Origin of the sequence: Flavobacterium sp. 9AF (genome assembly GCF_902506265.1) — a bacterium.
Lineage (GTDB): Bacteria > Bacteroidota > Bacteroidia > Flavobacteriales > Flavobacteriaceae > Flavobacterium.
On record NZ_LR733556.1, the window covers coordinates 2,132,893 to 2,146,221 of the forward strand.

The 13,329-nt window shown below is 29.9% G+C and carries 10 protein-coding genes; 9 read left to right on the plus strand and 1 reads right to left on the minus strand.

Translation table 11 applies throughout. From position 1 onward, the window contains the following. The first annotated feature begins 197 nt into the window (after positions 1 to 197). The 8 genes from HALO113_RS09625 (at position 198) to HALO113_RS09660 (ending at position 12,028) form a co-directional block, all read left to right on the plus strand. Positions 198 to 1,724 (plus strand): vitamin K epoxide reductase family protein, encoded by a 1,527-nt coding sequence (locus tag HALO113_RS09625; RefSeq protein WP_159778820.1) that lies wholly within the window; start codon positions 198 to 200, stop codon positions 1,722 to 1,724. An 81-nt stretch (positions 1,725 to 1,805) separates the two neighbouring features. Further along, positions 1,806 to 2,030, plus strand: a complete 225-nt coding sequence (locus HALO113_RS09630) for a hypothetical protein (protein ID WP_159778821.1) — start codon at positions 1,806 to 1,808, stop codon at positions 2,028 to 2,030. Position 2,031: 1 nt separating this feature from the next. Beyond that, a complete protein-coding gene (locus tag HALO113_RS09635; protein ID WP_159778822.1) occupies positions 2,032 to 2,229 on the plus strand; it encodes a hypothetical protein in 198 nt (65 codons plus the stop codon). A gap of 230 nt (positions 2,230 to 2,459) precedes the next feature. Further along, positions 2,460 to 2,963, plus strand: a complete 504-nt coding sequence (locus HALO113_RS09640) for a GNAT family N-acetyltransferase (RefSeq protein ID WP_159778823.1) — start codon at positions 2,460 to 2,462, stop codon at positions 2,961 to 2,963. Positions 2,964 to 2,968: 5 nt separating this feature from the next. Beyond that, entirely contained in the window at positions 2,969 to 4,222 is a 1,254-nt protein-coding gene (locus HALO113_RS09645; RefSeq protein ID WP_159778824.1) for an aspartate kinase, read from the plus strand. 68 nt (positions 4,223 to 4,290) lie between these two features. Beyond that, complete coding sequence (locus HALO113_RS09650; protein WP_159778825.1) at positions 4,291 to 7,692, plus strand: hypothetical protein; 3,402 nt, start codon at positions 4,291 to 4,293, stop codon at positions 7,690 to 7,692. A gap of 72 nt (positions 7,693 to 7,764) precedes the next feature. Further along, positions 7,765 to 11,271, plus strand: a complete 3,507-nt coding sequence (locus HALO113_RS09655) for a T9SS type B sorting domain-containing protein (RefSeq protein WP_159778826.1) — start codon at positions 7,765 to 7,767, stop codon at positions 11,269 to 11,271. 1 nt (position 11,272) lies between these two features. After that, positions 11,273 to 12,028: an enoyl-CoA hydratase/isomerase family protein gene (locus tag HALO113_RS09660; protein ID WP_159778827.1), complete on the plus strand. Its 756-nt coding sequence runs from the start codon at positions 11,273 to 11,275 to the stop codon at positions 12,026 to 12,028. Positions 12,029 to 12,153: 125 nt separating this feature from the next. Here the strand turns inward: HALO113_RS09660 and HALO113_RS09665 are convergent, their stop codons facing one another. Beyond that, positions 12,154 to 12,771: a 2OG-Fe(II) oxygenase gene (locus tag HALO113_RS09665; protein ID WP_159778828.1), complete on the minus strand. Its 618-nt coding sequence runs from the start codon at positions 12,769 to 12,771 to the stop codon at positions 12,154 to 12,156. A 99-nt stretch (positions 12,772 to 12,870) separates the two neighbouring features. On the opposite strand from HALO113_RS09665, the gene HALO113_RS09670 reads away from it, so the two are divergent. Further along, entirely contained in the window at positions 12,871 to 13,323 is a 453-nt protein-coding gene (locus HALO113_RS09670) for a 6-carboxytetrahydropterin synthase (protein WP_159778829.1), read from the plus strand. Positions 13,324 to 13,329 lie beyond the last annotated feature (6 nt).

Below are 13,329 nucleotides of genomic sequence, written 5' to 3' on the forward strand. Positions count from 1 at the left end.
TACGAACTGTTGTTTTTTATTACATAGGATTAAAGGTGTTTTATTTTGTTTAAATAGCTGATTTTAAATATATTGTGCTTTGTGTTTAAGACTTACAATTTATAAATTATCTGTATTATAATTTATAAATTGTAATGAATTGCCTTTTTTTTACCTTCTTATTTGTTACATATTTGTCTCAACAAACAAAAGAATGTATGCAATATTTAATTGAAAATTTTTTAGAAATTAATAATTATAATAATGAGCGAACTAGTTTTGAAAATCTGTATTTATCTCATCCGAATTATCCTAGTTTATATGCAATAACAGATTCATTAGATTTATTGCAAATAGAGAATGTAGCCGCACAGGTTCCTAAGGAACAATTTACAGCGTTACCAGATAATTTTTTAGCCGTATTTGCTGATGATATAGTTTTGGTAAACAAAAAGGATTCGTCTATAATGATAGAAAAAGAGAAAGAAGGGAAGAAGAAACTTTCTACAGATGAATTTTTATTGCAATGGAATGGTATAGTTGTAGCGATAGAGCCCAATGAGGTTGTAAGTAGTAGTAAGAAGGTAACTAGTAATAAATATGTTATCTGTTTTTTAATTCTATTGCTAGTTTTAGCATTGCAATACCCATTTTATAATTTTTTATCGTTTTTGAGTTTAGTAGTTAATTCGGTAGGGTTATTTTTAAGTATCATTATTATAGATGAGAAGTTAAATAAAACGGAAGGAGTAGTTTCAAAAATATGTACGTTTAGTAGTAATACTTCTTGTGAATCGGTTTTAAAATCGGATAGTGCTCGCATTGCTTCTTGGTTGGATTTTTCAGATTTACCTCTTGTTTTTTTTGGAAGTAGTTTGTTGTTTTTACATTTTTCGCCAGGAGCATATCCTATATTAAATTTAATTAGTCTTTTATCTTTACCAATAGTTGGGTATTCTATTTGGTTGCAAAAAATCAAATTAAATAAGTGGTGTGTTTTATGTCTAGGTATTTCTAGTTTGCTAGTTATTCAATCGATTTTTTTTATGATTTATACATTAGATTTTAATTTTAATTATAAATCGTTGCTGCAAGCCTTTGTAATAGTTTTACCAATTTGGTTTGCCATTAAACCTGTATTGTTTAAAAAAGTAACGTTAGAGCAAGAGAATTTAAAGTTATTGAAATTTAAGCGTAATTTTTCAATTTTTTCATCCTTAGAGAAACCAGTGGATTTATTAGATAGATTTAGAGGATTAGAAAAAATAAGATTAGGTAAATCCTCAGCACCTGTTACTGTAGATTTAATACTTAGTCCTAGTTGTGGACATTGTCATACTGCTTTTTCAGAAGGACTTAGTCTAATGCGACAATTTCCTGACAAAGTAAACTTGCATTTGTTTTTTAATTTAAATATTTCTAATGCAGACAATCCTTATTTAGTAGTAGCTAAAAGTTTACTTCAGATAAATAAGAATAATGAGCAAAAAGTGTTAGAAGCATTAGAAGATTGGCATATAAAGCGGATGACATTAAAAGAATGGACAGATAAATGGCAAGAACCATTAGATATGTCGGTTGAAAATGATTTAAGAGAACAATATGAATGGTGCTTGGAGAATGAATTTAATTATACACCTGTAAAGATTGTGAATGGGAATTTGTATCCTAGCGAATATGAATTAGGGGAGTTGAAATATTTTTTATCAGAAATAGAAGAGAAACAAGAATTAGTTCTTGTATAAGATATTGTTGCAACGATAGTCGGCCAACTACATTAGACTTAAAATAGATGTAGAAATAAACAAATTATAATATTTTAAATTATGAAAAAATCAATTTTAAATTTAACAGGAGCTCAATCTTTGTCAAAAAATGAGCAAAAGAAAATTAATGGAGGTATTACACAAGGTATGGCAATTTGTTGTAAAAGCAAGTCTCAATTAGGTGGGAGCTGCAATTCTTCATATCCATATCTTAAAGGGGCATGGTGTTGTTCTGTTCCTGATCCAAATACTTGTGAGCCAATATTAATCGATTTAGTAGACTAACATGAAAAAATCAATTTTAAACCTAAAAGGAGCTCAAGTGTTATCAAAGAATGAGCAAAAAGCGGTAAACGGAGGAAGAAGAGCTTGTAATTTAAGTTTACCAAATACAGGATGCGGTGCAAACGAATGTTGTTCAAATGGTATTTGTTACCCTTATGGAACACCAGGACATTTATGTACTTACTATCCTGAAATATAATTAACATGTATTATTTAGCTTTAATTTTTTAAAAGCTATTTGTATATAGTTAAGTTGATTAATAAGAATACTGTCTTGATTTATTTAAGACAGCATAAATATAAAACTTTGTTACAAAATTATATTTTTTTAAAAAAATATAAAATAATGTTTAATTTTGTCATTTAAATAACCTAATTAATCTTTTGCTGTATAAATAAAGTATGGTAATTTAGCTCAAAATTATAAAAATGATTATTCGAAAAGGCACCATTGAAGATATGCCAACTGTTTTAGCATTAATAAAAGAATTAGCTGAATTTGAAAATGAACCAAATGCAGTTGAAGTTACTGTTTCAGATTTAGAACGAGATGGCTTTTCCGATAAGCCATTATTCCAAACTTTTGTAGCTGAGCAAGACAATGAAATAATTGGTGTGGCTTTGTACTACTATCGCTATTCTACATGGAAAGGAAAAACAATTCATCTTGAAGATTTAGTGGTAAAAAAAGATAAAAGAGGAACAGGTGCAGGTTTTGCATTATATTCTGAAATTATTAAACAAGGTTATAAAGAAGGTGTAAAAAGAATAGAATGGAATGTTTTAGATTGGAATATCCATGCAATCCAATTCTATGAAAAGAGTGGTGCAACAGTATTAAAAGATTGGAAAGTAGTACAAATGAATGAGAAAGGAATTTCAAATTTCATTTCAAGTTTAAAAAACAAATATAATAACACGAACAATAGTTAATTAGTATGAAAATTTTCAAATTTGGAGGTGCATCTGTTAAAGATGCAGATGGTGTAAAAAATGTAACTTCAGTTTTAGAAAAAGTAGGCTACAATGATACGTTGATAGTAGTTTCTGCTATGGGAAAAACGACCAATGCTTTAGAAGAAATTATTAAAAATTATTTCGAAAAATCGAATCAATTAAACACATCCGTACAGGAAGTTCGTAAATACCATAACCAAATTTTACATGATCTTTTTGAAGATGAAGATCATGAAGCATTCTTTACTGTTAATGCCCATTTTGATGATTTGGAATACTTTTTAAGAAGCAATAAATCACCAAATTATAATTTTGTATACGATCAAATTGTAAGTTACGGAGAGATTATTTCAACTTCAATTGTAAGCTATTACCTAAACGAAAAAGGTATTAAAAACACATGGCTTGATGTTCGCAATTTCATTAAGACCGACACCACATATCGTGATGCAAATGTGAATTGGGAACAAACACAAAACTTGATTAATAAAAAAATTGAAAAAAACGAATTATACATCACACAAGGTTTTTTAGGATCGGATTCTAATAATTTCACTACTACTTTAGGACGTGAAGGTTCAGATTATACCGCTGCTATTTTTGCTTACTGCCTTAATGCAGAAAGTGTAACAATTTGGAAAGATGTACCCGGAGTTTTAAATGCTGACCCACGTTATTTTGAAGAAACAGCACTTTTGAACCAAATTTCATATAGAGAAGCTATTGAATTAGCTTTTTATGGTGCAAGTGTAATTCATCCGAAAACATTACAACCGTTACAAAATAAAGAAATTCCTTTATTTGTAAAATCATTTATTAATCCTCTTTTACCAGGTACAAGTGTTTCCAAAGGAGCAGATTTAGAACCGCAGTTACCCTGTTATATAATTAAGAAAAATCAATTATTACTATCCCTTTCTTCTTTAGATTTTTCGTTTATAATGGAAGAACATATTAGCGAGATTTTTGCTTTGTTCCACGAACATAAATTAAAGGTAAATTTAATTCAGAATTCGGCTATTAGTTTCTCTGTGTGCATTGAAGATAAATTTCATAATTTCCCAGACGTAAAAGAAATATTAGAACAAAAATTTAAGATTGCTTACCATGAAAACGTATCTTTATACACTATCAGACATTTTGATGAAAATGCAACACAAATAGTGGAGACAAATAAAACAGTTTTACTAAAACAAATATCTAGAGAAACTTTACAAATTATTACAAAAGAGTAATAAGCCAAAAAAATATACAATTAATTAATCCATAAATACTACTTTTGAAAAATAGGAGTTATCTATTTATGCTAAAAAAGTGGTTTTTATGGATTTTTTTTCTTGGTTTTTCTGTTGCTTTTGCTCAGGAAAGAACAACATCTAACCTACTTCAATCCAAAAAAATAATCATCTCTAAAGATACAATCTACTTAGAAAAAGTGAGTATTAATCCTGCATTTTTTTCAATAGTAGATAAAAATCAAAAAAAAATTGATTCTACATTTTATAATATTGATTTCCAAAGAGCAAGCCTTGTTTTTAAAGACAATTTAGTCAACCAAGATACATTACTTGTTAAATATTTAAACTTTCCAGATTTCTTAACAAAAGAATACAGTATATATGATAAATCGAAGGTGGTTTCTAACGAAGCTGGAGAACTTTATACCCTAAAAGATCAAAAAAAACAAGAATTTCAACCTTTTAATGGATTGAATACATCGGGGAGCATTTCTAGAGGAATAACTGTAGGTAATAATCAAAATACAGTAGTAAATTCAAATTTAGATTTACAAATAACAGGTAAAATATCCGAAGATGTTACTTTGAGAGCCTCTATTCAAGATAGTAACATTCCACTTCAAGAGGGCGGCTATTCTCAAAAACTAGATGAATTCGATCAAATATTTATTGAATTAGCTTCAAATCAATGGAGTGTTAAAGCAGGTGATTTATTTTTAGAAAACAGACAATCTCAATTTTTAAACTTCAATAAAAAAGTACAAGGTTTAGCCACTCAATTCCATTTAGGCACTCCTGAAAACAAAACCACCATTTTTGGCTCTGCGGCTTTAGTTAGAGGACAATATGCTAGAAGTTCTTTTACAGGCCAAGAAGGTAATCAAGGTCCTTATAAATTAAAAGGAAATAATGGAGAATTGTTTGTATTGGTAATTTCTGGTTCAGAGCGTGTATATGTAAATGGTATATTATTAGAAAGAGGAGAAAATAAAGATTATATTATAGATTACAACGCTGGTGAAGTTATTTTTACCTCACTTTTTCAAATTACTTCTGAAATGCGCATTGTAATTGAATATCAATTCTCTGATCGAAATTATACTCGTTTTGTAGCTTATTCTGGATTAACTCATGAAAAAGAAACATTTAAAATTGGTGGTTTTATATATTCTGAAAACGATATTAAAAATCAACCTTTACAACAAAATTTATCAGAAGACCAAGTAACTATTTTAAAAAATGCTGGTGATAATCAAAATTTAATGATAGCGCCATCTGCATACGAAGATACTTATTCTGAGAACAAAATTCTTTATCGCAAGTCAATGATCGCTGGTACAGAAGTGTTTGAATTTTCAAATGACCCGAATGAGGAATTGTACAATGTGCGTTTTACCTTTGTAGGATCAAATGTTGGGAACTACATTTTAGCAAACAATAACACTGTAGGCAAAATATATGAATATGTTTTGCCTATAGCTGGAATTCCACAAGGCAATTACGAACCAATAATTCCACTGGTTGCACCAAATAAAATTCAAATTGCAACAATTCTTGGTACTTATAATCCTTCTGAAAAAACAAATATAGATTTTGAAGTTGCTGTTAGCAATTACGATAAAAATCTTTATTCAAGTATAGACGACAATGATAATAAAGGAGTTGCAGGTAAAATTAATTTAAACAAAAGAATTTTTACTGGAAAGTATAATTTAGATGGTTTTACTAATTTTCAATTAATCCATAAAGATTTTAAAACAATTGAACGATTATTTAATATTGAATTTAATAGAGATTGGAATTTAAATGCTCCTTTAGGAAATCAGAGTTTGCTTACATCAGGACTAAACTTGAGTCTAAAAAAAAATGGTTTAGTAAAATATCAATTTGAAAAACTCGATTTTAGTCAAAATTTCTCAGGAAACCGACATTTACTTGATGGTCTTGTGAAATTTAAAAAAACAATTATAAGTACAAATTTTAGTGCTCTAAATAGTAAAAGCAGTATTGCAAATTCTACTTTTATTAGAAATTATTCACAAATAAAAAAACATTTTAATAAGAATTGGATAGGAACTTCTTTACGTTTAGAGAACAATAAAGAAAAAATTATAGCTACTAATGAATTTAGCAATCTAAGTCAGCAATTTATAGAGTATGGGGCTTTTGTGGGAAGAGGAGATTCTACAAAGGTTTATGTAGAAATTGGATATTTCAACCGAGTAAATGATAGTTTAAGAAATGGTGAAATAAAAAGAGTAAACCAATCTGATTCTTATTACGTAAAGTCACAATTAATTAAGACAGAAAAAAGTAATTTGAGTTTTTTTGCAAACTATCGCGTTTTAAAATATGCAGAAGACAAAACTAATGAACCTTCACTCAATTCGAGAATTTTGTATAATACTTCTTTTTACAAAAATCTATTTCAAACTTCATTAGCTTACGAAACAGCTTCTGGAACAATCGCTCAACAAGAATTTACATATTTAGAAGTTGAACCTAGTCAAGGTATTTATATGTGGAATGATTATAATAACAATGGCATTCAAGAATTACAAGAATTTGAAATAGCAACATTTTCTGATCAAGCAAAATATGTGCGAGTATTTTTACCAAATCAAATTTTTATTAGAACCCATCAAAATAAATTTTCTCAATCATTAAATTTTAATGGTTTAGTTTGGCAAAATGAAATAGGCATAAAAAAAATACTATCCTATTTCTATAATCAATCTTCATTCTTAATAGAAAGAAAAAATATACGAAACAATATTGATTTTGATTTGAATCCATTTTCAAAAAATGAAAACAGCATTGGTTTAAACAATTCTTTTAGAAATAGTCTTTTCTACAATCGTGGCAAACAAAAACATTCTATAATATATACCTATTTGAATAGCAAAATTAAGAGTTTATTAAATATAGGCACCCATAGTAATAGTCTTTTTTCTCACCAATTTCAATATGATCATTTAATTTCAAAAAATTGGTTAATACAATTTAAATCTAGCATTGGCAATACAAAGAGTAACTCTGAAAACTATATAAGCAGAAACTTTGAAATTGAAAATTACACATTGAATCCGAAATTATCCTATTTATTTTCAAAAAATGCCAATTGGGATTTATTTTTTGAACATCAAAATCAAAATAACACAATTAATGATTTAGAATCTTTAAGTCAAAATAAAATGGGAACTTCATTTTCCTTTAATAGTGAAAAAGGATTTACTATAAATGGAGAATATGCGTTTTACAATAACGATTTTAATGGAAATCAATTGTCTCCTGTAGCTTTCCAAATGTTGCAAGGGTTACAAGCAGGAAAAAATAGTGTGTGGAGGTTACTACTTCAAAAAAACATTACCAAATATTTAGACATAAATATTAACTATCAAGGGAGAAAATCAGAGACAAGTAAAGTTATTCATAATGGAAATATACAATTACGAGCCTTTTTTTAACTTTTAAAAATAAGATAAAACCCATTAATCTTTTTAAATTTACATAATTTTAATTCTTCTTCATCAAACTAAATGAAAAAATTACTAGCTATTTTAACATTTACTTTATTTACCTTAACTAGTTATTCTCAACTAAGTAATAAACATTGGATTCCTCCCTTGCATTCTAGAGATAACTCAACTGTAAATGATCATTATATTTATTTATCAACTCCAGAAACTGTTGCCTTCCAAGTAAATATAACTTTAGGAAATGGAACTCCTATAGCGGGATCTCCTTTTACTATTTCACAATCCAATCCAATAAGAATAACTATTGGCAACACACAACCATCTATAATGTTTTTATCTCAGAACGATATAAATACAGTTCAAACCGATAAAGGTTTAATTTTAGAAGCCGCCAAAGACTTTTATGTAAGCTTCCGTGTACAATCACAAAATCATGCTGAAATATTAGTCCCAAAAGGTAAGACTGCTTTAGGCACTACTTTTAGAGTAGGTAGTTTACCTCAGCAATATAATAGTGGAATTAGAAATTTTGTTTCAAGTTTTATGGCTACTGAGGATAATACTACTGTGAATGTCTCAGATTATGATTCAGGTGTTACATTTATTACTTCAAATACTACTATTTCTGCAAGCTCGCAGACATTCAATTTGAATAAGGGACAATCTGTAGTATTGTCTGGTTATACAAATATAGTTGCGAATCTAACGGGATTTATAGGTGCTCTTATCACTTCTGACAAACCTATAGTAGTCAACACGGGAAATGCAACAGGTGGAACGGGTCCTGACCCTGGAAACGGAGCTTCTGGTCAAGATTTTAATTTAGATCAAATTGTAGGTTTTGATAATATTGGACAAAAATATGTAGTTGTAAAAGGAAATGGAAGCACTAACTCTGAGTTACCTCTTGTTATTGCTACTGTAAATAATACACAAATTTTTGTAAATGGAAATGCTACTCCTATAACCACATTAAATGCTGGAGAATATTTTACAATACCAACTTCCAATTATCAAGGTAATGGTACAAATTATAATATGTACATAGAAAGTACAGAACCCATTTATTTGTATCAAATTTTAGCAGGTAGTACAAACGACGCTACTTCTGGTTTAAATTTTATTCCACCCCTAAGTTGTTATTGGCAAAAAAGTGTAAATATGATTCCCCAATATAATTTTATTGGTAACAAACAATATACTGAGAGTGGTTTAATCGTAGTAACAGAAACCGGTTCAACAATTACTATTAACGGAAACTCGACTACAGCACTCCCACAACCAGTAAATGGAAATGCGGGATGGGAAACTTATCGAATTGATGGAATAAGTGGAGATATAAATGTCGAATCAACTGGTGCATTAGCTGTAGGAGTATTCGGTTCAGATGGACAATCTGCAGGTTATGGTGGATATTATTCAGGGTTTGGAAGCCAACCTAGAGATACCTTTATTACCGTATGTTCAAATTCTACAATCGACTTATATGAAGCCATAGAAGGAAACCCATTACCTGGTGGCACATGGAATCCAAGCTTAGCAAGCGGAAACAATATTTATGACCCTAATCTAGATCTTTCAGGTGCCTACACTTATACCTATGGGATAACTTGTGATGGATTTACAGCAATTGAAAGTGTAGCTATTGATGTATCCATAGAAACAGCTCCTGACGCAGGAAATAATAATTCAAAATCATATTGTCCTACCGATCCTGCAGAAGATTTATTTTTACTTTTAGGAACCTCAGATAGCTCTGGTACTTGGTCATTAAACGGTAATCTTAGACCAAATGGCATATTAGATCCTGCTAATGATATTTCTGGGGATTATATTTATACTATTGTTCCTAATGGTGTTTGCGAACCAGTTTCAGCAAAAGTATCAGTTACAATTCATTCTTTACCTCAAATTAATTCAATTACACCTTATGAAATTTGTGATAATAACAATGATGGAGATGATTCAAACGGTTTTGCTAACTTTATATTGAATACTCAGAATAATCAAATTTTACAAGGTCAAACAGACATAGTATTAAGTTATCATTTACTACAAAATGAAGCAGAATTAGGGGTTAATGCACTACCAAATAATTATTATTCTAATTCTAAAACAATTTTTGTACGCCTTAGAAACAGTTTAACTCAATGTGTAGCAATCAATTCATTGGAATTAAAAGTGAATCCTTTACCTGCTATTCCAAATAATGTTACATTAAAACAATGTGATACAGATAATGATGCAATTACAAGTTTTAACTTATCAGAGGCTAATTTTATATTATCAAATGATACTACTTTAAACTTTAGTTATCATTTGTCTGCATCTGGAGCTCAAAACAATACCAATCTTGTCCCTGATGCTATTAATTATACAACCGCAAATGGCAGTATGGTATGGGCAAGAGTAGAAAATTCATCTGGCTGTGTAAGGATTGCTCAAATTCATTTGATTGTTTCTGCAACCACACTTACACAAAATGACGTTTTAGATTTATATGAATGTGATGATTTTATCGATAACAATAACCCAAGCAATGATGGATTTGATTATTTTAATTTAAATGACACAAATAATCCAAATAGGGATGCAATTTTACATTTTAAAAATTTATTTCCATCCAATCAGAATTTAATAGTTACTTTTTATGAAAATGAAACAGATGCATTATCGGAACAAAATCAGATTATAAACATCAATAATTACAGGAACTCCATTCAAAATTCACAAACCTTATGGGTACGAATAGACAGTAGCTTAAATAATGAATGCTTTGGCTTAGGTCCGTATTTAAATCTTCATGTTCTGGCCATTCCTGAACTAAATTTAGGCATCGATTTTACCCTTTGCGTTGATCCTATTAGTGGATTAGGCTCTCAAATAGTCGATGCAACACCTTTAGGTTCTGGAGATTATACATACCTATGGACACCAACAAATTTAAATGTAGATGCATTAGGAAATGAGAGCCCTTTATATACAATAACACAAGAAGGAATATATTCAGTAGTAGTTACCGACAATACAACAGGTTGTGTCAACTATGACAGCATAGTTGCAACTTATTCCTCAGAACCTGCGCATTTTGAAGCAAATTTAATTAATCCAACCTTGTCTTCAGGTTTATCTACTATTGAAACTTTTGCAACAGGAGGATATGGAACCTACGAATACAGTTTAGACCAAATTACTTGGCAATCTAGTCCGATTTTTACCAGTTTGACGAATGGAGATTATGTGGTTTATGTAAGAGATATTTTAGGTTGTGGAATACTTTCTTCAAGCGACTTATACGCCATTACTTATCCTGCCTTTTTTACCCCTAATGGAGATGGTTATAATGATACTTGGAATATTGAAAATTTACCTTCTTCATTTGAACCCAAACTATATATCTTCGATCGATATGGCAAATTAATTAAACAAATAAGTCCCTATGGAGAAGGTTGGAATGGAACATATAATGGTGAATTACTTCCGTCTACTGATTATTGGTTTAAGCTAGAATATAATGACAAAGGAGCTATAAAAGAATTTAAATCGCATTTCAGTTTAAAAAGATAATATGGAAAGTTTTATTAGAACAAATATTCATAATAACATTGCTACAATTTCCTTTTTTCATCCATCAGGAAATTCATTTCCAAGTATTCAACTGGAAAAGCTAACATTAGAAATACAACGAATAGGAAAATTGAATACTGTTTCAGTTATAATTCTAAAAAGTGAAGGAGAAGGTGCTTTTTGTGCTGGAGCTTCATTTGATGAATTGTTACAAGTATCCAATTTAGAAGAAGGCAATCATTTTTTTTCAGGCTTTGCCAATGTTATTAATGCAATGAGAAAGTGTCCAAAGATAATTATTGGTCGAGCACAAGGAAAAGCAGTTGGTGGTGGCGTAGGTTTGTTAGCGGCTTGTGATTATGTGCTAGCACATGAAAATGCAGCCATAAAGTTATCTGAACTCGCTATAGGAATTGGTCCATTTGTTATTGAACCAGCTGTTACAAAGAAAATAGGTAAAACCGCAATGGCAGTTATGACATTAGAAGCTACCCAATGGAAAAGTGCCGCTTGGGCAAACGAAAAAGGATTATTTTCACAAGTTTTTTCATCTGTGGAGACATTAGATGCGACGGTATTACAATTTTCAGAACAATTAGCTAGTTATAATCCAGATGCATTGTTAGAAATGAAAAAGGTTTTGTGGGAAGGAACGGAACACTGGGACACACTTTTATATGAAAGAGCCGCTATTTCTGGTCGTTTAGTACTTTCCGATTTTTCTAAAAAGGCATTGGCACAATTTAAACAAAAATAAAGTATAATTACATTAAGCTATCCAAAGGCTATTGTTGTAAAATAGCCCCGGTTGTAGCAAGTTACCTTGTAACGCGTAAAACGGGAGCAATAGTCTACTGAAAAACAATGTAGTGCTCCTAAAAATTATAATTTTCGAGTTTTTAACCAACCCGTAATACTTAATCTTTCTCTACGAACCGGTTTTACCTCGTGTTCTAATATTTGGCTTTCAAAAACAACCATTCTTCCTTTTAGTGGAAATACATTAATGGTTTCATTTTCTTTATAAATGGCTAATTCGCCTCCAAAATCTTCGGTCCAGTCTTCTTCATTGAGATAACAAACAATGGATAATTTTCGACTATCATCATTTTGAAACGTATCTAAATGTCTTTTATAGAAAGTTCCAATTGGATACAAAGCATAATGAAATTCTCGTTCTTGAATTCCAAGAAAACAAGTACGGTTTAAATAATTTGTAAAATGTTCTATTTTATCGAAAAAAACAGCTTCTGCTTCGTTTTTTTGTGATTCATCTATCCATGAAATAAAATCACCACGAATTGTTTTGATAATTTGTTCATTGAACTGATTGCCAATAGCTGCTTTTTTAAATTCATCTTCCTCATATTTTTTCAATAGACTATCCCTAAGATTTTCTACTTCATCGACTGAAAAAAAATCATCAACAATGCTATATTGCTGTTCTAATAGGTCTTGGATAACCTTCTCATATTTTGGAATTAAGACAAATTCGCTCATAATGTTATTCAAAAAAAGTGAGCAAATATAATGCGAAAAAAGCAACAAAAAACAAGAATTAAAATTTAGTAACTTTGCAGAAATATAGGATTATAAAAAATGAGTAAAATTAGAATTACAAAACAGTTTTCATTTGAAACAGGTCATGCCTTATATGGTTATGATGGCAAGTGCAAAAATGTACACGGACATAGTTATAAGCTTTCAGTAACTGTTATTGGAACACCTATAACAGACATTTCTAATGTAAAATATGGAATGGTGATCGATTTTACCGATTTAAAAAGAATTGTAAAAGAAGAGATTGTAGATCAATTTGATCATGCGACTGTCTTTAATAAAAATACCCCACATATTGAATTAGCAAAAGAATTAAGTGAAAGAGGACATCATGTAATTTTAGTGGATTATCAACCTACCAGTGAGAATATGGTGATTGATTTTGCTAAAAAAATACAAGACCGTCTTCCTAAAGAGATTCAATTGCATTCGTTACGTCTTCAAGAAACGGAAACTTCATTTGCAGAATGGTACGCTTCAGATAATGAATAAAAGCAA

Coding starts and splice junctions, on each gene's coding strand:
- HALO113_RS09645 (WP_159778824.1), top strand. CDS start 2,969: ATGAAAATTTTCAAATTTGGAGGTGCATCTGTTAAAGATGCAGATGGT.
- HALO113_RS09650 (WP_159778825.1), top strand. CDS start 4,291: ATGCTAAAAAAGTGGTTTTTATGGATTTTTTTTCTTGGTTTTTCTGTT.
- HALO113_RS09635 (WP_159778822.1), top strand. CDS start 2,032: ATGAAAAAATCAATTTTAAACCTAAAAGGAGCTCAAGTGTTATCAAAG.
- HALO113_RS09665 (WP_159778828.1), bottom strand. CDS start 12,771: ATGAGCGAATTTGTCTTAATTCCAAAATATGAGAAGGTTATCCAAGAC.
- HALO113_RS09625 (WP_159778820.1), top strand. CDS start 198: ATGCAATATTTAATTGAAAATTTTTTAGAAATTAATAATTATAATAAT.
- HALO113_RS09630 (WP_159778821.1), top strand. CDS start 1,806: ATGAAAAAATCAATTTTAAATTTAACAGGAGCTCAATCTTTGTCAAAA.
- HALO113_RS09670 (WP_159778829.1), top strand. CDS start 12,871: ATGAGTAAAATTAGAATTACAAAACAGTTTTCATTTGAAACAGGTCAT.
- HALO113_RS09640 (WP_159778823.1), top strand. CDS start 2,460: ATGATTATTCGAAAAGGCACCATTGAAGATATGCCAACTGTTTTAGCA.
- HALO113_RS09660 (WP_159778827.1), top strand. CDS start 11,273: ATGGAAAGTTTTATTAGAACAAATATTCATAATAACATTGCTACAATT.
- HALO113_RS09655 (WP_159778826.1), top strand. CDS start 7,765: ATGAAAAAATTACTAGCTATTTTAACATTTACTTTATTTACCTTAACT.